This is a genomic window from Burkholderia sp. BCC1972 (genome assembly GCF_905339605.1).
In the GTDB taxonomy this organism is placed as follows: domain Bacteria; phylum Pseudomonadota; class Gammaproteobacteria; order Burkholderiales; family Burkholderiaceae; genus Burkholderia.
The window spans coordinates 97,043-120,031 of sequence record NZ_CAJPGH010000018.1; the positions used below are offsets into that span (position 1 = coordinate 97,043).

Below are 22,989 nucleotides of genomic sequence, written 5' to 3' on the forward strand. Positions count from 1 at the left end.
ATCGATCAGTTCGCGGCATTGGCGGCGGCCAGCGCACGATCGCGCAGTTCGGCTTCGCGTGCCTTGTGTTCTTCGCTGAAGCGCACGGCCATCGCGCACAGCGCGGTCGCGGTGACGGCAAGGCCGAGCAGGCTCAGCGTCTGCTGCACGTCGCCGACGCCCTTCAGCAGGAAGGCCGCGGCCACCGCGCCGACGTTGCCGCCCGCGCCGACGATCCCCGCGACGCCGCCGAGCGCCTTGCGGTCGATGAACGGCACCAGCGCATAGGTCGCGCCGCAGGCCATGTGCGTGAACAGGCCGAAGACCAGCATCGCGACGAGCGCGACGCCAATGCTTTGCGCATGCGAGAACCAGATCAGCCCGAGCCCTTCGCCGACGATCAGCGCGCACAGCAGCGCCGCACGCACGTCGAGGCTGCGGCGTGCGGCGATCTTGTCGGACAGCCAGCCGCCGAGCGCACGGGCGAACAGCGCGAGCAGCCCGAACAGGCCGACCGCGAAACCGGCGTCCTTCAGCGACAGGCTGAAGTGATTGACGTAGTACAGCGCGGCGATGTTGTGGATGAACACCTCGACGCCGAAGCACGCGCCGTACGTGACGAACAGCATCCACACGCGATAGTTGCCGCATGCGGCGAAGAAGCTCGCCCAGCCGCCCTTCTTGCCGCTGTCGACTGTCACGCCCTGCTTGCGCAGCGCGACGAAATCGCCTTGCGGGCAGTCCTGCGTGAAGCGCCAGTACGCCCACGCCATCGCGAGCATCGCGATGCCCGGCACGACCAGCGCCATGCGCCACGACGAATCCTCGCCGAAGCCGAGCATCAGGCCGGCGGCGACCAGCAGCGGCATCAGCGCCTGCGTCGCGCCGGCCCCGGCGTTGCCCCAGCCGGCCGTCGTCGCGTTCGCAGTACCGACGACGTTCGGCGCGAACATCACCGACGTGTGGTATTGCGTGATCACGAAGCCTGCGCCGATCGCGCCGATGCCGAGCCGGCAGATCAGGAACGACAGATAGTCGTGCGTGAACGACACGGCGAACACGGGGATCGCGCCGAGCAGCAACAGGCCGACATACACGCGGCGCGGGCCGAAGCGGTCGCACAGCGGGCCGACGAGCAGCCGCACGGCGATCGTCGCGGCCACCGCGGCGATGTTGATGTTGGCGACCTGAGCCGCCGTCAGATGAAATTCGCGTGCGATGAGCGGCATCAGCGGCGCGCACGCAAACCACGCGAAGAAACACACGAAGAACGCCATCCACGTCATGTGGAACGCGCGCATCGGCGCGGTGCGGAAGCTGAAGAGATCGATACGGGTAGCTTTGTCGGTCATGTCATCCGCCAAACGAAAAACGGCGTCCTGCGCACCCGGTCTCGTCGAGACCCGATGCGTAGGACGCCGTTGCCCATGAAGCCCGTTGCCGGGCGCGTCGGTAATCGGTACTGCGGACGAATCGCCATTGATCCGCCCGAATCGGCTAACGCAAGCGCCGTGCCATGTCGCCGCCGATCGGGCCTTCGGCCCCGCGCTGCAAGGCTTGCCGGTCGGCAGGCGATGTGCCGCGACACGCGACGCACGACGCGCTTTGAGGCAGCGAGGCACAGATGTGGTGCGCTGCAGCACTGTCGCCGTGCGACATCGCGGTGCGCGCCGGCGGCGCACGATGCACGCCGATGCGGCATGACGGCCGCCGCGCGCGGCGGCTGCCTGCTAGCCTGCACGCGCGCCCCCATCCGTCATACGGCTCGTCGCGCGCTGCACGCGCCGGCGCCGCGCGCCGGTTGGCCCGGATATTGCTCGATCGACGCATCACACCGGCAACGGCGCCGGTGGGCAGTCCCCGCAAACCCTGCCCGCCCTTCACGGCGGGCCCGTCAGGACAACGGCGTCCTCCCGTGCGCGGCACGGCAGGACACCGGTGCGTCTCGACCGCCCGCCGCCGCGCAGACCATCCGTTATCGGCCGCCGCACGACGCATGCGGCAATGGAACACGACATGACGACTGGCAAAGTCACGCTGCTGGGCGCCGGCCCCGGCGATCTCGATCTCCTCACGCTGAAGGCCGTGAAGGCACTGGCCGCGGCCGACGTGCTGCTGCTCGACGACCTCGTCGCGCCCGGCATCGTCGAACTCGCGCCGCAGGCGCGCGTGATCCGCGTCGGCAAGCGCGGCGGCTGCCGCTCCACGCCGCAGGCATTCATCGAAAAGCTGATGCGCCGCTACGCGCTGCGCGGCGTGCACGTGGTGCGCGTAAAAGGCGGCGATGCGCTGCTGTTCGGCCGTGCCGGCGAAGAGCTCGCGACGCTGCGCGCCGCCGCGATTCCGGTCGAGATCGTCAACGGCATCTCGTCGGGATTCGCGGCCGCCGCAAGTCTCGGCATCTCGCTCACGCACCGCGAGCACTGCCAGGGCGTCACGTTCGTCACCGCGCACCGCCAGGACCACGGCGAACCCGACTGGGCAAGACTCGCGTCGACCGGCACCACGCTCGCGATCTACATGGGCATGAGCCGCGTCGACAGCATCGCGGCCGGCCTGCTCGCCGCGCTGCCGTCGTCGACGCCGGCAGCCGCCGTGCAATGGGCCGGCACGCCCGACGAACGCCGCTGGACCGGCACGCTCGGCACGCTCGCACACGGCATCGAGGCCGCGCGGCTCGGCAGCCCGGCCGTGATCCTCGTCGGCGGCGCAATCGGCGCAGCAGCCGCGCAGTGCGCGGATGCCGCGGCCGACACCGCATTTTCGCGGGCCGCCTGACATGCACGGCGTCGCGCGGCTTCGGCCGTTCCCCCTTCCCGTCACCGCCGGCCGCGCATGCGGCCTGCCTGCATCGTTCGCGCGTTGCGCCGAAGCGTCACCGCCCCTGTTGCCCGCCTCATGAGTTCGCCTGCCCCGACCACCCGCCTGCGCGTGCTGCTCGTCACCGACACCGACAAGCCGATCGGCGAACTCGGCGACGCACTCGCGCGCCTCGGCTACGAGATGCTGAACGACGTCGCGACGCCCGCGCGGCTGCCCGCGGCCGTCGAGGAGCAGCGTCCCGACGTCGTGATCATCGATACCGATTCGCCGTCGCGCGATACCCTCGAACAGCTCGCGGTGATGCACGCGACCGCGCCGCGCCCCGTGCTGATGTTCAGCCACGACGCCGACCAGGAACTGATCCGTGCGGCGGTCGGCGCAGGCGTCAGCGCGTATCTAGTCGAAGGGCTGTCGGCCGAGCGTCTCGCCCCGATTCTCGAAGTCGCGCTCGCGCGCTTCTCGCACGACGATGCGCTGCGCCGCCGGCTCGCCGACGTCGAGCGCGAACTCGCGGAACGCAAACTGATCGACCGCGCGAAACGCGCGCTGATGGACCAGCGCAAGCTGTCCGAGCACGATGCGTATGCGGCACTGCGCAAGCGTGCGATGGATCAGGGCCTGCGCATCGTCGACGTCGCGCGACAACTGCTCGACGCGTCACCCCAGTCATGACCGCCATGAATAGCTCACCTCCCGCCGCGCCGGAACGCGCGCATCTTCGCCTCGGGTTCGTCGCGCTGAGCGACGCGGCCCCGCTGATCGTCGCGCAGCGCCTGAACCTCGGCGCGCGGCACGGCCTCACGCTCGAATTGAGTCGCCAGCCGTCGTGGGCAGCCGTGCGCGACAAGCTGCTCAGCGGCGAGCTCGATGCGGCGCATGCGCTGTACGGGCTCGTCTGCGGGCTGCAGCTCGGCATCGGCGGCCCGCAGGCCGACATGGCCGTGCTGATGGTGCTGAACCGCAACGGCCAGGCGATCACGTTGTCGCGCGGTCTCGCCGACGCGGTTCGCACAACCGGCAGCGTGCGCGACGCGTTCGCGACGCTCGGCCGCAAGCCGCTGCTCGCCCAAACCTTCCCGACCGGCACGCACGCGATGTGGCTGAACGCGTGGCTCGCGTCACACGGCATCGATCCGCTGCGCGACGTGCGCAGCGTCGTGATCCCGCCGCCCGAGATGGTCGCCGCGCTCGCCGGCGGCGAGCTCGACGGCTTCTGTTCCGGCGAACCGTGGCACGCAGTAGCCGAAGCGTGCGGCGCGGGCCGGACCGTCGCGGTCACGAGCGAGATCTGGCCCGATCATCCGGAGAAGGTGCTGGCCGCCCGGCGCGACTTCGTCGCGCTGTATCCGGCCACCGCGCGCGCGCTGATCCGTACGCTCGTCGACGCGTGTGCGTGGCTCGACAGCGCCGCGCATCGCCGCGAGGCGGCCGACTGGCTCGCGTCGCCCGATGCGCTCGGCGTGCCGGCCCGGCTGATCGCGCCGCGCCTGCTCGGCGACTACGGCGCGGGGCCGTTCGCCGCGCCGCCGCTGCCGATCCGTTTCCACGACGGCGGCGCCGTGAACCGGCCCGATCCGCGCGAAGGACGCTGGTTCCTGTCCCAATATCGGCGCTGGGGCATGCTCGACGATCCGCATGACGACGCGGCGATCGCCGCGGCAATCGCGCAAACCGCGTTGTATGATGCTGCGGTCGCCGAAGGCGGCGCAGCGGGCCTGTCGCACGCGTAACGCGTGCCGCATGAGGCCGCGGGCGCGCGCTCCACGGCCGCGCCACGCCGATCCGGGCCACCCGGCGGCTCCGGCGGGCGCCGTCCGGGCGACGTTGCACGACCCTTCCGTCCCCGATCCGAATCGATGCCGAAACGAACGCGCGCGCCGCTCGACGTGCTGCTCACCGAAATCCGTGCGTGCCGTGCCTGCGAAGCCGACCTGCCGCTCGGCCCGCGCCCCGTCGTGCGCGCCCATCGCGACGCACGCATCCTGATCGTCGGGCAGGCGCCGGGCGCGCGCGTCCATGCGAGCGGCATCCCGTGGGACGACGCGAGCGGCAAGCGGCTGCGCGGCTGGCTCGACGTCGATGCCGACACCTTCTACGACGAAACGCGCTTCGCGATCGTGCCGATGGGCTTCTGCTACCCCGGCCGCGGCGCGAGCGGCGATAACCCGCCGCGCCCCGAATGCGCGCCACTGTGGCTCGACCGGCTGGTGGCCGAGCTGCCGTCGATCCGCCTGACGCTGCTGATCGGCCAGTACGCGCAGCGGCATTTCCTGCGCGACACACGCAAGGCAACGCTGACCGACACCGTGCATGCGTGGCCCGACTACGGCCCCGGCGTGCTGCCGCTGCCGCACCCGTCGCCGCGCAACCAGGCGTGGTTCAAGCACCATCCGTGGTTCGACGCCGACGTCGTGCCCGAACTCCGCCGCCGAGTGGCACCGCTGCTCGACCGATGAACGCAATCACCGGCGCCATCGCGGTGCGTCGCGTGCCGCCCGATGTCCCCGCGATACCCTCATGAATACCACCTCGACCGACCTCGACGTCGACTTTGCCTGCACCGGATGCGGCGCATGCTGCCGCGACCTGCGCATTCCGCTGACGCTCGACGAGGCGATCGCGTGGCTGCGGCGCGACGGCCACGTGGAATTGCTGTGCGACGCGATGCCGTGGCCCGTCGAACCCGAGCCGGGCGACGTGTTCGCTGCGTACAAGCGCGCGCGGTCGACCGCCGCGACGAGCGGTTCGCTGCCCGTCCGCATCACGGCCATGCTCACCGCGTCCCATGCGGGCCCGTGCCCGAACCTGCGCGACGACCTGCGCTGCGGGATCTACGACGAACGCCCACTCGTGTGCCGGATCTATCCGGCCGAGGTCAATCCGTTCGTGGCGCTGATGCCCGGCGGCAAGCAATGCCCGCCCGACGCCTGGCAGCACGCGCCGCTCATCCGTGGCGGCACGCTCGTCGACGCGGCGACGCGCGAGCACATCGCACGCTCGCGCGCGGCGAGCGAGGCCGAGACGCCGTTGCGCGCGCGGCTGTGCGCGGTGCTGGGCATCGACACGGCGGCCGTCGCCAATGAAGGATTCATGGTCCATGCGCCGGCCGCCGCCACCTTGCTCGCCGCACTGACCGACCTGTGCGCCCCGTCGCCGGCTAAAGCCGTCGAGGCAACCGAATGGAAGCTGGTGTCGAACCGCGCGCCAACGGTGGAAACGCTCGTGTCGGTCGGCGCATCGAGCGTGCTCGCCGGCAACGGCACGGGGCCGCACGCCCGCTATCTCGGGTTCCATCCGGACGCCTGAATGCCGCGCCGCAGCGCGCCCGCACGTTCCGGCCGCGCCCGGTTCGCTGTACCATCGCGGCTCCACCGCGTCACGAACAGCAGAATCCTTCATGCCCTCCACCGCCCCGCCGCGCCTGTACGGGATGCCCGAACGCAGCGACCGGCTCGACTTCTACATCCGCGACCAGGCGTCGCGCCAGGCGATTACCGAGCCGCACCGGCACGCGTATTTCCAGATCCAGTTCAACCTCGGCGGCGACACCGAGCAGCGGATCGGCGGCGTCACGCGTCCGTTTCCGCGCGGTGCGCTCGCGTTCGTGCTGCCGCACCGCGAGCACCTGATCCCGCATCCGGAAGGCGCGCATTTCATCGTGATCAACTTCAGCCAGGCGTTCCTGCGCGCCGATCTCGACGTCGATCCGCTCGACCTCGAGGACGTGCCCGCGCACCGCTTCCCCGAGCTGACGCCGTTCCGTTTCCAGGAACATCTCGACTTCATCCTGACCGGCGACACCTACGACGAAGCACGCCGCCTCGCGCTGTGCATGCTCGACACCGATCGCGTGCGCACGTTCGGTTCGACCACGTTGCTGCGCGGCTACCTGCTGCAGCTGATCGGGCTCGTCTGCACGCAGTACGCGGGCGCGCTCGACAAGCTCGCCCAGCGCGGCGCCCAGCGTGCGGGCCGGCGCGATGCGCTCGCGCGCGTGCTGCGGCACGTTCGCGCGAACCTGACCCGCGAGGACCTGACGCTCGCCGCAACGGCCGAGGCCGCGTTCCTGTCGCCGAACTACCTCGCGCACCTGGTCCGCAAGGAAACCGGCAGTACGTTCACCGATCTCGTGACCGAGCGCCGGATCGCGCTCGCGCAGTCGCTGCTGGCCCATACCAGCCGGCGCATCGCCGACATCGCGCGCTCGGTCGGCTTCCGCGACGAAGGGTATTTCGCGCGGCGCTTCCGGGCGCGCGTCGGCGTGTCGCCGAAGGCGTACCGCGACGCGAACGCCGCGCTGCCGGACAGCAACGACGCGCCGCCGGCCGCCGACGCGTAGTTTTGTCCCGGTAAAACGCAGTTGCGTCGCATCCGGCCGCATGCGCGTCGGGTATCGTTGCACGCATGCCGGCCCGCGCGCCGCACGGGCGCCGGCATCCGTCTTCCTACCGAACGAGGCCATCCGATGTCCGCCTATGTCATCGACGCCGCAGAGCGTCCTTCCGTCGAAGTCGAACAGTCGTCCGCGCGCTTTCCGGTGCGCCGCGTATTCTGCGTCGGCCGCAACTACGCCGACCACGCCCGCGAAATGGGCGCCGATCCCGACCGCGAACCGCCGTTCTTCTTCACGAAGCCAGGCGACGCGATCGTCCCGGCCAGCGGCACCGTCGCCTATCCGCCGCTGACGAACGACCTCCATCATGAAATCGAGCTGGTGGTCGCCATCGGCAAGGACGGCCGGTCGATCGACCCGGCCGACGCGCTGTCGCACGTGTGGGGCTACGGCGTCGGCGTCGACCTCACGCGCCGCGACCTGCAGGCCGAAGCGAAGAAGCTGAGCCGTCCGTGGGACTGGGCGAAGGGTTTCGACGCGTCGGGCCCCGTGACCGCACTGCGCGCGGCGTCGGCCACCGGGCACCCGGCCACGGGCCGCATCTGGCTCGCAGTCAACGGCGACACGCGCCAGCAAGGCGATCTGGCCGACATGATCTGGGCCGTGCCCGACGTCATCGCGTACGTGTCGCGCTCGGTCGAACTGAAGGCCGGCGACCTGATCTTCACCGGCACGCCGGCCGGCGTCGGCGCGCTGCAGCCCGGCGACCGCGTGACGGGCGGCGTCGACGGCGTCGCGACGTTCGAATTCGTCGTGGGCGCGAAGCCGTAACGAAGCACGCACGGCGGCCGCCCGCCCGGGCCGCCGTGCGGTATCCCGATGGCGGTCAGCCGTAGCGGCGCAGGAATGCGTCGGCGACGGCCGGCGGATTCAGCGCTTTCGCCGATGCGTTTTCCAGCGCCTCGGCGGCATCGTCGTCGCTGATCGACACGAACAGCGTGATGGCCGCCCGCTCGTCGCCCGTGCCGAACACACCGTCGCGATCGAGCAGCCGCAATGCCTCGATCATGTCGGCCTGCAGTTGCCGCGAGAATTCCGCCAGTCGCGAGGGGACGAACTGCGGACTCAGCACTTCGTCGGCCAGCCTGCCGCAGATCGCGTTGAACGGCGAAGCCTCCGCCGCCTCGTACGCCCATTCGGAAACGCCCCACACGAACCACGGATCGTCATCCGGAATCGCCTGTTGCGCGCGCATCCGGCGCAGCCCTTCGACCGTATTGGCGGCCGGCACCACCGTCATCGCGCCGCTGTCCGTATAAAGCGCGAACGCATAGAAATGCTCGTCCGGGTGCAACGCCCGCAGTGCCTTGAAGGTCGCCCTCGCGGCATCGGCAATGTCCCGCTGGAAATCCGAAAAGTCGCTCATCGCATCCTCGTCCAGTCACCGTTCACGCGTGTCCGGGAATACGGCTCGCGGATAGTGCATCGTGTCCCGGTATTCGACGGATTGTCCGCCAATCGACCGCGCCACGGTACCGGGCCGCACCCGCAGTCATCGCATGGCGTCCCGCGCATCGAGGACCCGCACGCACACGGCCGCCGCCAGCGCGATCGCCGCCGACAGCAGCATCATCGCGAGCGGCGCATAACCGGCGTTGCGTGCGGTCAGCACCGCGCCCGTCAGCGACGACAGCGCGGCGCCGCCCGCGATCGTCATCGCGCCGGCCAGCCCCGACGCGCTGCCCGCCAGCTCCGGGCGCACCGACACCGCGCCGGCATGCGCGCCGGGATTGGTCAGCCCGTTGCCGATGCCGACCAGCACGCACGGCCCGAACCAGGCGAGCGCATGCGTCGCGCCGCCGGACACGAGCCCGAGCGCGATCAACGGCCCCGCACACGCGACGACCCGCCCGCACAGGATCGTCGTGGCGAGCGCGTAGCGGCGCGCGACACGTGCGGCCAGAAAGCTGCCGACGACGAAACCGGCCGTGATCGTCCCCATGTAAAAGCCGACCTCCGCCGGCGCAATGCCGAACAGCGTTTTCGCGGCAAGCGGCGCGCCGGCCAGGAACGCGTAGAACGTGCCCGTCGAAAACGCCATGCAAAGCGCATAGGCCCAGAAACGGCGTGCGCGGAGCAGCGCCGGATACGCGCGAAGCTGCTGCCGGAAGCTCGACGACCGGTTCGCATGGGTTTCGACGAGGTCGATTGCGCACCAGCCGAACAGTGCGATGCCGGCCGCGCCGAGCAGCCAGAAGCTCGCCCGCCAGCCGACCGTCTGGTCGAGTGCGCCGCCGAGCGTCGGGCCGAGCATCGGCGCGAACGCGGCCGCCATCGCCGCATAGCCGATCCGGCTCGCCACGCGCGCGCCGCCGCCGGTATCGCGGATCGTCGCCATCGATACCGGATAGACCGACGTGATCGCCGCCTGCATCATCCGGCACGCGAGAAACACGCGGATATCGGTCGCCGTCGCGCAGCCGAGCGAACCCAGCGCGAACACGCCGACGCTCGTCAGCACGATCGGCCGCCGCCCGAACCGGTCCGACAGCGGCCCCATCACGAACTCGAGCGACGCGGCCACCGCCGCGTAACCGCCGAGCGACAGCGCGACGAGCCCATAGTCGGCATGCAGGTCGCGGGCGATCGCCGGCAACGCCGGCAGGAACAGGCTCAGCGGCAGTACCGAGAGCGCGCACAGCAGGATCAGCGTCACATGTCGCGGCGACGCCGGAGCGGATTCGATCGGCAGGTTCGATTGCAAGCGGACGCCCTCCGCGCACGTGCCGCAGCGCCGTGCGCAATATAAACAGGTTCTTCACGGATTCGCGTTAAGGCTGAGCTCAAAAGGAAAGCGGTGCCCGACGGAATAGACTGGTTATGCGACCAATCAGACGATTCCCACGACCACCGCTTTGATGGCCGATCATAGACTCGACCCCCCGTTCCGGGAACGTTTCATCGTTTTCCGAATTCAAGCGTACCGGCGGCGTCACGCAAATCACCTTGCTGCCGTGGGTCCACCGTGCCGCCCAATGCTCAGGCTATTACCGGCATCGCGACCGCGTGCATGAACACGGCTGACACGCACAATATTACAGTTTACTTTCTGATAAATTTCTATTAGGCTTCACGCGCACGCTGCATGACGTGTTTGATTTTATATGTCATCTCGAATAAATCTCATGCGCAGACCGTCATTCAAACTCGAACGGAGGCACTCGGTTATTAACTTGTGAAATACATGAAAAAAACCTCAATCCTTGCAGTCCTGTGCGCATTTTCCGCTTCGACTGCCATCGCGGCAACGCAGTCCTCGATCACGGCGTCGACGAAGTCAGTATCGGCAAAAGATCGGACCGTCAGTATTAACGTTTTGTTGAAAGGGGATATTGTCGTACGGCGAGTGCAGCCAAATCCACAGAATTCAACATCGAAGATACGAATTTTCGTCAACAACACCGAAGTAGCGAGTTACACAGCGATACAGCTCAAGCATACCTCCGAATATCCCAGGTATGACTACGTTCAAAACTGCAATTCAAACGGATGTTCGTCCACGCAATTGGTTTTCTCGAACACCGCTCAAGTCGAAGCGTCACACGTAATTACACTTCCTGCTGGCACGCGCTCGGTACCGGTATATGCAACCTTCGACGGTGACCGATATTCAACTAGCGCAACTTCGGGAAAGATAGACGCCACGCTCAAGTCAACGACGCCAGTCGGTGCACTTGACCTCCTTCTCAACGACTAATTCACGAGAATCAAAACAATGAAAACCACGAAGACCATCATCAAAGTAGCATTGGCCGCATCGATCGCCGCTGCGGCGCAATCCAGCTTTGCGTACACGGAGTGCAAAGCCAATGTTCAGAGCATCTATGCCGGGAACGACGGCACAATTGTGGCTGCATTCGATTCTGCAGCCCCTTCGGCGTTCAGCGGCCAGTACACCAAGAATATGCACGCGACTCTTTTGACCGCAATCAGCAGCGGGCAGACGGTCCTCGTGCGTTGGGCCGCCGATGGCGTTCCGTGCAACAACAGCGGCTCCATTCGCACTGATACGATCGGCCTCTGGATCAATCGCAATTAAGGCACGATGAATTGGCTCCTGCTGCGCATATGCCTTGCGGCAGGAGCATTGATAATGTCACCTCTCGCTCTCACAGAGTGCCTACTCTTCAGCGCGCCGTTTCACTAGACTAGGGCGCGTTATGCATTTTTCATCGGCGCCGCCGTGCAAGAGGGGGCGGAAAAACGCAGACCCTGCCCGAGTGACGTAACGGTCGACGAATGGAACTTCGTCGCGCCATAGGCGGGCGACACCCGCCGCGTCAACGCCCTAACGCGCGCGCACCGACACGAACTTCCGTGCGTTGTTGCGCTGGATCAGCACCGCGATCACGTTGCCGCCGCTCGCTTCGAGCATCGGCACGTCTTCCGGCGTCTCGAGCAGCGTGTCGTTCAGTTCCAGGACGACGTCGCCCGGCTGGATGCCCGCGCTCGCGGCCGGCCCGTGCACCGCGTCCACCATCATCCCGACCGCGAGCCCCGTCGAACGGCGCTCGTCGTCGCTCAGCGCGTGCATCGTCAGTCCCAGGCGGTCACCATGGTCGCCCGCCCCCGGGCCCGGTCGTGCCGCGGCCTTCGCCGCGGCCATGCCCGCTGCCGTGGCCGGTGCGTTCCCGGCCGTCTCGTCGACGCCCGCGATCGTCAGCATCACCGGTGCGCGGTTGCGGATCACGCGCAGCGACGCCTTTTCGCCGGGCGCCAGCGCGGCGGTCAGGTCGTTCAGCTCGGCCGAGCGGCCGATCGCCTTGTCGCCGAGCTTCACGATCACGTCGCCGGGTTTCAGGCCGGCCGCGGCGGCCGGCGAGCCCGGCGCGACGCCGTTGACGAGCGCGCCTGCCGGACGCGGCAGCCCGAATGCCGCGGCCAGCCCGACGCCGACGTCCTGTACGTCGGCGCCGAGCGCGTTGCCGGCCGGCGCATCGGGAGCGGGCACCTGAACCTGTTGCACCTGCATCTGGGCCTGTTGTTGCGCCTGCAACTGCGCGCGCACCTTTGCGGCAAATGCGATCGGGATCGCGAACGTCATGCTCGCGTAGCGATCGTTGCCCGTGTAGACCTGCACCGCGATGCCGATCACGTCGCCCGCGCGGTTGAACACGGGGCCGCCGGAGTTGTCGGGATTCGGCGCGATGTCGGTTTCGAAGAACGGGAATGCGCTGCCGTCCGGCAACTGGTGCGACGTCGCGCTGACGATGCCGGCCGTGACCGTGTTGCCCGCCCCGTCCGGCGCGCCGATCGTCATCACCGGTTCGCCCGCCCGCACCTTCGCCGAATCGCCAAGGCGCACGAACGGCAGCTTCGTTGTATTGACACGCAACACGGCGACGTCGCTTTGCGGATCGACGGCCAGCACCGTCGCCTTGAATTCGCGCCGGTCGGTGAGCCGCACCGTCACGTCGGTCGCCTCGTCGACCACGTGCGCGGACGTCAGGATCAGGCCGTCGGCACTGACGATGAAGCCCGAGCCGCTGCCCGACACCGCGCGCAGCACCGGGTCGGGTGTCGGCACCTGCGCGCCCTGCACGGGCGTCGGGCCGCCGCGCCGGAAGAACACGGCGAGCGGATCGTCGGTATCGAGGATCGCGAAGGACGGCCCGCCGGTTTGCTGGTTGAGCGCGGTCATGATCGTCACGACCGCGGGTCCGTAACGCTCGACGATGGCCGGAAAATCGACCGGCATCGCATAAGGCGCGGCGGGCGGCCGTTGCTTCAGGGCGCGTGGCGCGGCAGGCGGCGCGAGGGTGGCGGCAATGGAGGCCGGCGGCGGCAAACCTCCGGCAAACACGCCCCCGATCAACGCGGTGCGAAGCACGGCGCGAGCAAGCGTCTGGCGAACCACGGCGCACCTCCCCCGGCAGTCGCGACGCCATCCTGCGCGAGACGCGCAGGCACCCGACAAGGACCGGTACACCCAACCATTTATAGCCCACGCGCCGGTCGGAACATACGAATCGAAACCCGTATGGCGGGGAGACGGCATGTGCCGAGCCGCGTTGGCGCTCGTTGCGAACAAAGTCGGCGATTCGTCAATCCGAACATCCACCACGCGTCAATGCGAGCGCGAGCGGAGAATCGTTGCCGGTCGTTGTAAATGCAGACGTTGCTGCCTGCCATGGATGGCCCGCCTGTCACATATCACTGACAGACAGCACGCAATCCGCAGCCTGTCTGCTATCGACCCTCGTCCATCGACAAGCCTCCACGGGCCCCAATCAGTGGCACGACAACACCACCACGCCGCCGACCCCCTGCGTGGTCGGCAACGCGGCCGAGTACCCGACGGCCACCAGCGGCTGTGCCGCGTCGTGCCCGACGACGATCGACTGGATCGTCGCGGGCCCGGTGGTCTTCAACACACCGTTCAACGGCACCTGCGTGTACGTCAGCCCGTACTGCGCACTCGCCAGCTTGATCGTCAGGTTCAGCGTGGTGAGCACCCGCGTACCTGGATCCAGCGTGGCCGAACCCGAAACGAGCGTACCGGACGTGCTGCCGTCGTTGCTCGCCACCGTGTCGGCAATCACCTGCGTACACGCGAGCAGGCCGCCCGTTGCGGGCAACGACAGCGGCGTACCGACCGCGTAGTGAACGCCTTGGGTGTCGGTATAGGTATTGCCGTCGGTATCCATCGCGCGATTCCAGCGGCCGATCGCGACATCGGTACCGATGCCCTGGATGTCGGTGACAGCGCCATGGTCGAGCCCAAGGCAGTCGGTCGCTGCCGCTGACGACGCCAGCGTCGTAAACGCGCCGCTTCCCTGCTGAACCAGGCTTGCCGCAGGCACGTTGGCCGCCGTGAAGTTACGATTCCTCGCGTATTCGCTCGGCAAATTCGGCACCGCGAGCACCGCCAGTTGACCGTTGCTCGCCGCGACCGGTGACGCAGAACCCGAGTAGCTGAAGTTGCCGTTGGGCCGGCATGTCGTTTGTACGGAAGGCTGGGTCGAAGTACCCGGCGTCGGTGTAGTCGGCGACGTTCCCGTCGTATTGTTGTTCGATGCATTGCTGCTCGTATTGGCGGCGCCTCCGTCATCACCGCCACCGCATCCTGCCAGCATCAATACCGTACTCGTCAGACCCGCCAGCCAGACTTGCTTGCCCCGCATGCTTCACCTCGTTTTCTCGTTGTAAAAATAATGGCGTGATCTCAGTTCACGCCGTCGCTGTTGGTCGCATTCACCGGTCCGATCCGCAGCGCATCGACCGACTTGACCAGCAACCATGCGCCGACGCCGCCCGACACAAGAGCACCGAACCACCATGACGTGGGCCAGATCTCCAACAGGCTCTCCCTGGTCAATACGAATGGCGATTTCAGTGCGACGATCGCGACGGCCGTGTTGTAGCTCGCATGAATCAAGATGCCGGGCAGCAGCGATCGTGTCGCCGCGTACAGTTTGCCGATCAGCAAACCGAGTCCGAATGCGAGCACGAACTGATACACATTCAAATGCGCAAGCCCGAACACCGCAGCCGAATGAGCGATCGCCGTTCCCGCCGGATACTGTCGCAAAAAGCTGCGGAGCATGACGCCGCGAAACAGCATCTCTTCGAACAACGGCGCAATCAGGCATGTCAACACGATCACGCCGAGCCCGCCATTCGCATAAAACTCGTGGGCTTCATCGCGGCTCCCGCTCCACGGAAAAAACTGCCCAACGCCGACTTCCAGCACGCTCATCACCACCAGCAATCCCGGTGTGATCAGCAAGACGGGAATGAGAAATCGCCCGATTGTCGTTTGCCAGGAATCGATGCTGTCGTGCAGCAGGTTACGGTAGGTCGATTTGCTGTGATGAAGCAGCACGGTAAATACGAGCCCGTTCGCGAGAACACGCCCGATGCTGGCGATTGCCATCGTTTGGAGCCCGGCGCTTCGGCCGGTCGACCAGATGACCGAGTTCATCAGATACTCGACCATCTTCAGCACGACGACGATCAAGAACGCTTCCAGCAGGTTCGGGAAGCAATATCGATTCGAATCGGAGTTCATGGGGCGCTATACGATTTCGCAAATCGGTATATGCAATAAACACGGGCCAGGACGTGAACCGCACACGACGCCCGAAAAAGTAACCGTTTGTTACGGAGAATTCATCGTCGCTTATCCCATTGGCCCTTGCAAGCACCGTTGACCATTCTTGACGATCAAAACGACAGTGCTGATACGCGCATGAAATGAAACAGCGAATCGATGGTAATCAACCTGATTTTCAAGATATTTAATATTTAAAAGGTCGCCGCTATATTTCGCCGCGTCCAAAGCACTGGCAAACCGCCACTGAGTTCGTTCGACGTTCGGACCACGGGGCCGCCTGGCTACCCGCCCTTCGCTTTCCGGCTACGACCGCCAACGCTGCATTTCGCCGGCTTGCCGTGACTTGACGCGCCAGCAATACGACGCTGATTCCTTTCTGATTGTCACCGCGATCATCCCGCCAGCACCGCGCCTGCCGTTTGCATGAATGGCGGAGCCATGCCGCAACGCGTCACCCACGCCCCACCCGCCCCGCAATCGCCGACAGCATCCGCAACATCGGCTCGAACGCATCGGCCGACGTGTTGCCGAAACCGAGCACGAGCCCGTTGCCCGCCCGCGCCGCATCGATCGAAAAACCCGACAGCGGAAACGGTCCGATGCCGTGCGCGCGTGCCGCTTCGACGATCGCACGATCGCGATAGCGTGCCGGCATCCGCAACGCGAGATGCAGCCCGCACGGCCCGCCCTCGACCTGGTGCGGCACGCTCAGGCTGCTGTCGAGCGCGGCGAGCAGCGCACGCCGCCGGTCGCGATACAACCGGCGCATTCGCCCGAGATGCCGGCCGTACTCGCCCGTCTCGATGAAATCGGCCAGCGCGAGCTGCACATGGCGCGTCCCGCCGCGCAGCATCTCCGGCAGCGCCGGCCGCACGGCGGCCAGCAGCGCCTCGGGCAGCACGAGAAAGCCGATTCGCAACGCCGGAAACATCGTCTTGCTGAACGAACCGAGATAGACGACGGGCGAATCGGGCGCGAGCCCGTGCATCGCGCCGATCGGCTCGCCGGTGTGACGGAATTCGCTGTCGTAGTCGTCCTCGATGATCCACGCGCGATGCCGGCGCGCCGCATCGATCAGCGCGAGCCGGCGCGAGATCGACAGCACGGCGCCGGTCGGAAACTGGTTCGACGGCGTCGTGTAGACGAGGCGCGGCGTCCGCTCGCGCCAGTCGTCCTCTTCCGCGCGCAGCCCCTCCGCGTCGACCGGCATCGGCACGACCTCGAGATCAGCCGCCTGCATCGCGGTGCGCGCGCCGCGATAGCCGGGCTCCTCGACCCACACCGTATCGCCCGGGTTCGTCAGCAACTGCGCGCACAGCGCGATCGCGCCCTGCGCGCCCTCCGTGATCACGATCTGCTCGGGATCGCAGCGCACGCCGCGCGTCACGGCCAGATGGCGCGCGATCGATTCGCGCAGCGCGGGCTCGCCGAGCGGGTCGCCATACGCCAGCAGGTCGCGGCCGGCGCGGCGCAGCGCGCGGTCGATCGCGTGCCGCCACGCATCCACCGGGAAATGCGACAGCGCGGGCACGCCCGGCCGGAACCCCTCCGACTCGCCGGCCCCGACGAGGCTCGGGCGAATCCGGCCGAGCCGCTGCGCGACGGCCGGCGGCGCCGCTCGCCGGCGCGGTGGCGCCGGCCGCGACAGCCCGACCACGCGCGTGCCGCGACGGTCGGACTGCAGGAAGCCTTCGGCGACGAGCTGCTCGTAGACGGCGGCCGTCGTGTTGCGCGACACGCCGAGCGTCTCGGCCAGCGCGCGCGTGCCGGGCAACCGCGTGCCGGCCGGCATCGCGCCGCCGAGAATCGCGTCGCGCACGCGGCGCAGCAATTGCCGCTGCAGCGAAGGTGCGCCCGGCGCACGCGCCAGCGGAGCATCGAGCGGCAGCAACGGCACGTCGCCGGAAGAAATGGCAGTCGTCATCGGAACATCGCAGCGTGAAAGTGTCGGAACGGCGCACAGGTGATGGCACCCCGGTCGTGGCACCATAAATTTGCCAATCTCTGGCGCTTCTCATGGTACCTCGCCAGGACTACGATCGTCTGCATGCCGGCATGTCGCCGGCCGCCAACCGAAGCGAGATCGACCTTGTCCACGCTCACCAACGCCTTCCAGCAATCCATCGGCCACCCCGTTCCCGACTGGTCCGCGCGCCCGCGCCCGGAGCGCATCGCGATCGAAGGCCGCTACTGCCGGCTCGAACCGCTCGACGCCGAGCGCCATGCAGCCGACCTGTATGCGGCCTACTCGCAAGCGCCCGACGGCAGGGACTGGACCTATCTCGCGCACGGCCCGTACACCGACGAATCGAGCTACCGCGACTACGCACGCACCGCGCAGGCGAGCCCCGACCCGCTGCACTACACGGTGATCGATCGCGCGACGGGCCGCGCGGTCGGCACGCTCGCGCTGATGCGGATCGATCCGGCCAACGGCGTGATCGAAGTCGGCTCCGTCACGTTCTCGCCGCTGCTCAAGCGCACGCCGATCTCGACCGAAGCGCAGTTCCTGCTGATGAAGTACGCGTTCGACACACTCGGCTACCGGCGCTACGAATGGAAGTGCGACGACCTCAACGAACCGTCGCGCAAGGCGGCCGCGCGGCTGGGCTTCCGTTACGAAGGCACGTTCCGGCAGGCGATCATCTACCGCGGCCGCAATCGCGACACCGCGTGGTTCTCGATCATCGACGGCGAATGGCCGGACGTGCGCGCCGCGTTCGAAGCGTGGCTCGCACCGGAGAACTTCGACGCCGAGGGCAGCCAGCGCCGATCGCTCGTCGCGATCCGCCACGCGCAGGCCGGCGCGCGCGACGCGGCGGCCCGCGCGAACGACGCCACGCGCGTCACGGTGCGCCAGCTCGTCGCCGCCGACGAAGCCGCATGGCGCCCGCTGTGGCAGGGTTACCAGAAGTTCTACGACACCGCGCTGAGCGACGCGGTGTTCGCGACGACGTGGGCGCGCCTGATGGATCCGGCCGAACCGATGTTCGTGCTGGGCGCATTCGACGTGTCGGGCACGCTGGTCGGGATCGTGCATGCGATCTACCACCGCTCGTGCTGGACCGACGGGCCGTACTGCTACCTGCAGGACCTGTACACGGCGCCCGACGCGCGCGGACAAGGCGCGGGCGGCGCGCTGATCGAGGCCGTGTACGAACGGGCCCGCGAAGCCGGCGCGAGCCGCGTGTACTGGCTCACGCATGAAACCAACACGACCGCACGTGCGCTGTACGACAAGCTCGCGAACAATGCGGGGTTCATCCAGTACCGGCACGATCTGAAGAAGTAAGCCGATCCGCGGCCGGCCGGCGTTCCGCTCAGTCGAGCACGTCGGCCGGATCGCGCGCGTCGTCGTGCTCCGGCACGCCGTCCCGCGCCGTGCCTGCAATGGCAGCCGCACCCGGCACCGACGCCGGGCAGATCATCTCGTCGCCATTGGCCGGCACGGGCCGCCGCACCGGCCGGAACACCGGCTCGCCCAGCTCGATCGGCCGCCCCGACAACGCGCAGCGGCCCGGCTGCAGCGCGACGCGCAAGCGCCAGCGTTGCTCGCCGTAATGGCAACGGCCGCTCTCGACCCATCGAATCAGCAGGCCGTCGTCGCCGGCCTCGAGCACCGTGACGAACAGTTGCGGACGCAACGGCGAGGCCGCCGCCGCGGCGCGATCCGGTACCGGCGCGCGGCCGATCGTCACGAGCGGATGCGCGACAATGCCATCGCGCAGCGACATCGCATCGTGCGCGCCACGGGCACGCGCATTGCACGACACGTCTTCTTCGCAGATCGGGCTTTCCATGATGTTGAGCATGCTTGACGGAATTCCGTGCAGGTTGAGCGGCACCGGCGCACTCAGCGCCGGCCCATCGGTTCGCGCAGCAACGACAGGCCGATCGCGGCGCCGGCCACGGCGGCCGCGAGCATCAGCCCGATGCCGCCCGACCAGCCGAACCCGCCGACGATCGCGCCGATCGTCAGCGGCCGATCACCTGGCCGAGACAGTTGCCCTGCACGACCCAGCCGATGCCGAGCGGCGCCGGCGACGGCGAAGGCGCGGAGCCCGGCGCGCAGGCCAGGATCGTCGCGGGCAGCATCCCGGCCATCGCCGAGAACGCGAAGCCCAGCGCGACCGCGAACGGCGCGGGCGTCGCCGCACTGAACCGTCCCGCGCCGGCCGCGCAGATTGCAACCGACGGCCCGGCAACTGCGCGACGGCAGCGTGGCGGCATCTGCCGCGACAGGCGCTTCGGTCATCTCCACCTCCGTTGCAGCGGCCACGTGCAACGGGATGCCTCACGCGGCCGCAATCGGACTGGCGCACATGATACAAATTGAAGTTCACTTTAAGTAAAGGGGTAACGTGTGCAACGATGCGTTTCGGCGATCGCGGCAATCGGTCGGTGCGACAGCGGCGGCATCCTGATCTAAGCTGTCGGCTTCGCCCCGACGAAGCTGTACACCGACGCATGCCGACCGCCTCCCCCGCTCCCGCCACCCTGTTCGCGCTCGACGAAGCCTGGTCGGCGTTCCCCCGCCGCAAGGCGGCCGTACATGCATTCATCGCCGGGTACTGCGCTGCGCGCAACCGGCGCGATGCATCGCTGCACGACAGTCCGGACGGCCAGGTCGTGCAGTTCGACGGCGGCATGGGCCGGCCTTTCGAGCATTTCATGATCGAGGGCGCGCCCGCGTCCGGCGACGGCCCGTTCGCCGTCGGCGCATGGATCACGCGTTACGGTGCCGTGCCGCTGCCGCCGGCGCTGCACGGCAGGACGCGCCGGCTGTCGGACGAGACCTTCATGGCCGCCGAGATCGACGCGCTGTCCGGCGACGATGCGCTCGCACGCGCGCTCGCCTGCCACACGCCGAACGACATCGACGCGTTCAACGCCAGCGACGCCTTCCCGCCGTTCCAGCCGAATCCGGCCGCGTTCCTGTTCGCGCACCGCCTCGACGGGCAGATTGCCCCACCGCGCGCTACGGCTTCGCGTCGCCGCGCGATATCGTCGTCGACCGCGTCGGGACTGCGGACGCGTACCGGCGCCGCGGCCTCGCGATGCAACTGCTGGCGGCCATCGTCGCGCACGCGCGGCAACGCGGCGCACAGCGCGTGTGGCTCGTGTCGACCGAAGCCGGTCAGCCGCTGTACCGTGCCGCCGGATTCATGCGGCTCGCGCCGGTCGCGGTGGACGAAGTCGTCGCCTGACACGCATCGAACCGCACCGGCCGCCGCGCGCCGCCCGCCGCCGTTCGTCTCACGATTCGTCTCATCGCGTTGAGACGAACGTCCCGGCGTCTCACGCGATCCTCTTTTTCGCACATGCAGCAAATTCCGCGCGGCTTTCTCGCCAGTTCATTTTCGGACAGCGTAAGAACGCATGCTGCGCCGCACGCTTTCTCACACGCTGGATCACCGTAACCGGCACCGCTTCACGCTGGCCCCGTTCCTGCATACCGGTCGAGCGCGCAATCGCGCGACGGGCGCTCCGGCAGCCACGCCATGCGCCCGACGACAACCTGACGGAGACAGCAACGTGAATACACCGGCACCGATCACCGCCCGCAGCATGAAAGCCGCCGTCTGGCGCGGCCGCCACGACATCCGCGTCGAAGAGGTTCCCGTTCCGGAGCGCCCGCCGGCTGGCTGGGTCACGATTCGCGTGCACTGGTGCGGCATCTGCGGCTCCGACCTGCACGAATACGTCGCCGGACCCGTGTTCATCCCGGTCGATGCGCCGCATCCGCTGACGGGCCTGAAGGGTCAATGCATCCTCGGGCACGAGTTCAGCGGCGAGATCGCCGAACTCGGCGCGGGCGTATCCGGCTTCGCGGTCGGCGACCGCGTGACGGCCGACGCGTGCCAGCATTGCGGTACCTGCTGGTATTGCCGGCACGGGCTGTACAACATCTGCGAGAACCTCGCGTTCACCGGGCTGATGAACAACGGCGCGTTCGCCGAATTCGTCAACGTGCCGGCCGAGCTGCTGTACAAGCTGCCCGACAACTTCCCGACCGAGGCCGGCGCACTGATCGAGCCGCTCGCGGTCGGGCTGCATGCGGTGAAGAAGGCCGGCAACATCGTCGGGCAGACCGTCGTCGTGGTCGGCGCCGGCACGATCGGCCTGTGCACGATCATGTGTGCGAAGGCCGCGGGCGCCGGGCGCGTGATCGCGCTGGAGATGTCGGCTGCGCGCAAGCAGAAGGCGCTGGAAGTCGGCGCGAGCGTCGTCATCGATCCGAAGACGTCCGACGCGATCGCGGAAGTCAAGGCGCTGACGGGCGGCTATGGCGCCGACGTGTCGTTCGAATGCATCGGGCACACGGCCACCGCGAAGCTCGCGATCGACGTGATCCGCAAGGCCGGCAAGTCGGTGATGGTCGGCATCTTCGAGGAGCCGACGCCGTTCAACTTCTTCGACATCGTGTCGACCGAGAAGGAAGTGATCGGCTCGCTCGCCTACAACGGCGAATTCGCGGACGTGATCCGCTTCATCGCGGACGGCCGCATCGACGTGCAGCCGCTCATCACCGGACGTATCGCGCTCGGCGACATCGTCGCGCACGGGTTCGAGGAACTGGTCAACCACAAGGACCGGAACGTGAAGATCATCGTTCAGCCTGCCGTTTCCTGACAGCGCGCGTATCGCCATTTCGCTGTCGAGCGTCGCCCGCTTCCCGGGCGACGTATTCGGGTACCTCCCGCGCGATTTCCTCCCTGCCGTCATCCGACGCGATCCGCATCCCGTGCGCCGCCCGGACACGCCGTCAAATAATTTTCGCAATCCAAACAATCAAGCACGACGCACCACCGGCCTGACGCGCGATCAGGGTTTCTCCCGATCGGGCACGTTTCGACCGGTGTCGACAGGACGGAGGCGCAAGGCACCACGGTCACGATCACGATCACGCTGCCGGCAGCCGCCAACGCGTGACGAAGCCTGCCACCGCTGCTGCGTGCGATTCTTGGATATACTGGACCGAACCCTTTTCGGGGCGACCGGAGGCCACCACGTCCGTCGTACGTTCGCCCCAACCTGCGTGGAATTGCGCACCGTGAAACCGCGAGCCGGACTGATACTCGAACTTTTCGTCAACCTCGTGCTGCCGTGGGTGGCCTACCGGGTCGCGCAGCCGCAGTTCGGCGATACCGGCGCGCTGTACGCGTCGGCGGTTCCGCCGATCATCTGGTCGATCGTCGAATTCGTCCGCTCGCGCCGCGTCGACGCGGTGGCGGCCATCGTGCTGCTCGGCATCGCGCTGTCGATCATCGGCATGGCGCTCGGCGGCAGCCCGCGTACATTGCTGATGCGCGAATCGCTGGCGTCGGGCACGATCGGCGTCGTGTTCCTGCTGTCGCTGTTCCGCGAGCGCCCGCTGATCTTCTATCTCGCCCGCGCGACCGTGGCCCGCGAGATGGACGGCGGCGCCGCGCACTTCGAAGCGGTCTGGGCCGTGCAGCCGGGGCTGCGGCAGATGCTGCGCCGGATGACGTTCGTGTGGGGCGGCTTCATGACGCTGGAAATGCTGCTGCGCTGCTGGATGGTGATGACCTGGCCGGTCGAGCGCGTGCTGGTCGTGTCGCCGATCGTCGGCTACACCGTGTTCGGCTGCCTGCTGGCCTGGACGTTCTGGTACCGGCGGCGAATGCGCGTGCGCAACAGCGTCGACATTCCGGGCCGCAACGGGGTCACCGAGACCGCAGGCCGCTGACGCCCGGCCTGCCCGCCAACGCCCCGT

20 protein-coding genes and 1 pseudogene are annotated in these 22,989 nt (G+C 67.9%); 12 read left to right on the top strand and 9 right to left on the bottom strand.

Annotated features, from left to right (window positions below):
* Positions 1-5: 5 nt before the first annotated feature.
* A complete protein-coding gene (locus U5798_RS24180; RefSeq protein WP_124447093.1) occupies positions 6-1,331 on the bottom strand; it encodes an MFS transporter in 1,326 nt (441 codons plus the stop codon).
* Between the two features lie 664 nt (positions 1,332-1,995).
* Here U5798_RS24180 and cobA point away from each other — a divergent pair.
* From cobA to U5798_RS24215, 7 genes are all read left to right on the top strand, one after another.
* Complete coding sequence (gene cobA / locus U5798_RS24185; protein ID WP_322083456.1) at positions 1,996-2,757, top strand: uroporphyrinogen-III C-methyltransferase; 762 nt, start codon at positions 1,996-1,998, stop codon at positions 2,755-2,757.
* 120 nt (positions 2,758-2,877) lie between these two features.
* Complete coding sequence (locus U5798_RS24190; protein ID WP_124447089.1) at positions 2,878-3,474, top strand: ANTAR domain-containing response regulator; 597 nt, start codon at positions 2,878-2,880, stop codon at positions 3,472-3,474.
* A gap of 5 nt (positions 3,475-3,479) precedes the next feature.
* Positions 3,480-4,532: a CmpA/NrtA family ABC transporter substrate-binding protein gene (locus tag U5798_RS24195; RefSeq protein WP_322083457.1), complete on the top strand. Its 1,053-nt coding sequence runs from the start codon at positions 3,480-3,482 to the stop codon at positions 4,530-4,532.
* A 126-nt stretch (positions 4,533-4,658) separates the two neighbouring features.
* Positions 4,659-5,258: a uracil-DNA glycosylase family protein gene (locus U5798_RS24200; RefSeq protein ID WP_124447085.1), complete on the top strand. Its 600-nt coding sequence runs from the start codon at positions 4,659-4,661 to the stop codon at positions 5,256-5,258.
* Between the two features lie 61 nt (positions 5,259-5,319).
* Positions 5,320-6,108 carry a YkgJ family cysteine cluster protein gene (locus U5798_RS24205; protein WP_322083458.1) on the top strand — a complete coding sequence of 263 codons (789 nt, stop codon included), beginning with the start codon at positions 5,320-5,322 and terminating at the stop codon, positions 6,106-6,108.
* 91 nt (positions 6,109-6,199) lie between these two features.
* Positions 6,200-7,141 (top strand): helix-turn-helix transcriptional regulator, encoded by a 942-nt coding sequence (locus U5798_RS24210; protein WP_124447081.1) that lies wholly within the window; start codon positions 6,200-6,202, stop codon positions 7,139-7,141.
* A gap of 126 nt (positions 7,142-7,267) precedes the next feature.
* A complete protein-coding gene (locus tag U5798_RS24215; RefSeq protein ID WP_124447079.1) occupies positions 7,268-7,966 on the top strand; it encodes a fumarylacetoacetate hydrolase family protein in 699 nt (232 codons plus the stop codon).
* A 55-nt stretch (positions 7,967-8,021) separates the two neighbouring features.
* Here the strand turns inward: U5798_RS24215 and U5798_RS24220 are convergent, their stop codons facing one another.
* Together U5798_RS24220 and U5798_RS24225 are read right to left on the bottom strand one after the other, a co-directional pair.
* Entirely contained in the window at positions 8,022-8,561 is a 540-nt protein-coding gene (locus tag U5798_RS24220) for a DUF4303 domain-containing protein (protein ID WP_322083459.1), read from the bottom strand.
* A gap of 126 nt (positions 8,562-8,687) precedes the next feature.
* The gene (locus U5798_RS24225; protein ID WP_322083460.1) at positions 8,688-9,899 is read right to left on the bottom strand and encodes a multidrug effflux MFS transporter; all 1,212 of its coding nucleotides are present in this window, start codon (positions 9,897-9,899) and stop codon (positions 8,688-8,690) included.
* A 1,011-nt stretch (positions 9,900-10,910) separates the two neighbouring features.
* Between U5798_RS24225 and U5798_RS24230 the strand changes: the two genes are divergently transcribed.
* Positions 10,911-11,234, top strand: coding sequence for a hypothetical protein (locus U5798_RS24230; RefSeq protein WP_322083461.1), 324 nt, complete (start codon positions 10,911-10,913; stop codon positions 11,232-11,234).
* Positions 11,235-11,483: 249 nt separating this feature from the next.
* On the opposite strand, the gene U5798_RS24235 is transcribed toward U5798_RS24230, so the two are convergent.
* From U5798_RS24235 to U5798_RS24250, 4 genes are all read right to left on the bottom strand, one after another.
* Positions 11,484-13,052 (bottom strand): trypsin-like peptidase domain-containing protein, encoded by a 1,569-nt coding sequence (locus U5798_RS24235; RefSeq protein WP_322083462.1) that lies wholly within the window; start codon positions 13,050-13,052, stop codon positions 11,484-11,486.
* A gap of 373 nt (positions 13,053-13,425) precedes the next feature.
* Complete coding sequence (locus U5798_RS24240) at positions 13,426-14,319, bottom strand: hypothetical protein (RefSeq protein WP_322083463.1); 894 nt, start codon at positions 14,317-14,319, stop codon at positions 13,426-13,428.
* A gap of 41 nt (positions 14,320-14,360) precedes the next feature.
* A complete protein-coding gene (locus tag U5798_RS24245) occupies positions 14,361-15,206 on the bottom strand; it encodes a CPBP family intramembrane glutamic endopeptidase (RefSeq protein WP_322083464.1) in 846 nt (281 codons plus the stop codon).
* A gap of 496 nt (positions 15,207-15,702) precedes the next feature.
* Positions 15,703-17,175 (bottom strand): PLP-dependent aminotransferase family protein, encoded by a 1,473-nt coding sequence (locus U5798_RS24250; protein WP_322083465.1) that lies wholly within the window; start codon positions 17,173-17,175, stop codon positions 15,703-15,705.
* 165 nt (positions 17,176-17,340) lie between these two features.
* Between U5798_RS24250 and U5798_RS24255 the strand changes: the two genes are divergently transcribed.
* Positions 17,341-18,543, top strand: coding sequence for a GNAT family N-acetyltransferase (locus tag U5798_RS24255; protein ID WP_322083466.1), 1,203 nt, complete (start codon positions 17,341-17,343; stop codon positions 18,541-18,543).
* A 28-nt stretch (positions 18,544-18,571) separates the two neighbouring features.
* Here the strand turns inward: U5798_RS24255 and U5798_RS24260 are convergent, their stop codons facing one another.
* Both U5798_RS24260 and U5798_RS24265 read right to left on the bottom strand, forming a co-directional pair.
* Positions 18,572-19,063: a DUF3331 domain-containing protein gene (locus tag U5798_RS24260; protein WP_322083467.1), complete on the bottom strand. Its 492-nt coding sequence runs from the start codon at positions 19,061-19,063 to the stop codon at positions 18,572-18,574.
* 41 nt (positions 19,064-19,104) lie between these two features.
* A pseudogene (locus tag U5798_RS24265) lies at positions 19,105-19,457 on the bottom strand (MFS transporter); the annotation flags it as partial.
* 515 nt (positions 19,458-19,972) lie between these two features.
* On the opposite strand from U5798_RS24265, the gene U5798_RS24270 reads away from it, so the two are divergent.
* From U5798_RS24270 to U5798_RS24280, 3 genes are all read left to right on the top strand, one after another.
* Positions 19,973-20,458: a GNAT family N-acetyltransferase gene (locus tag U5798_RS24270; RefSeq protein WP_322083468.1), complete on the top strand. Its 486-nt coding sequence runs from the start codon at positions 19,973-19,975 to the stop codon at positions 20,456-20,458.
* A gap of 361 nt (positions 20,459-20,819) precedes the next feature.
* Positions 20,820-21,884 carry a 2,3-butanediol dehydrogenase gene (locus U5798_RS24275; RefSeq protein WP_124447039.1) on the top strand — a complete coding sequence of 355 codons (1,065 nt, stop codon included), beginning with the start codon at positions 20,820-20,822 and terminating at the stop codon, positions 21,882-21,884.
* Between the two features lie 421 nt (positions 21,885-22,305).
* A complete protein-coding gene (locus U5798_RS24280) occupies positions 22,306-22,962 on the top strand; it encodes a VC0807 family protein (protein WP_124447037.1) in 657 nt (218 codons plus the stop codon).
* Positions 22,963-22,989 lie beyond the last annotated feature (27 nt).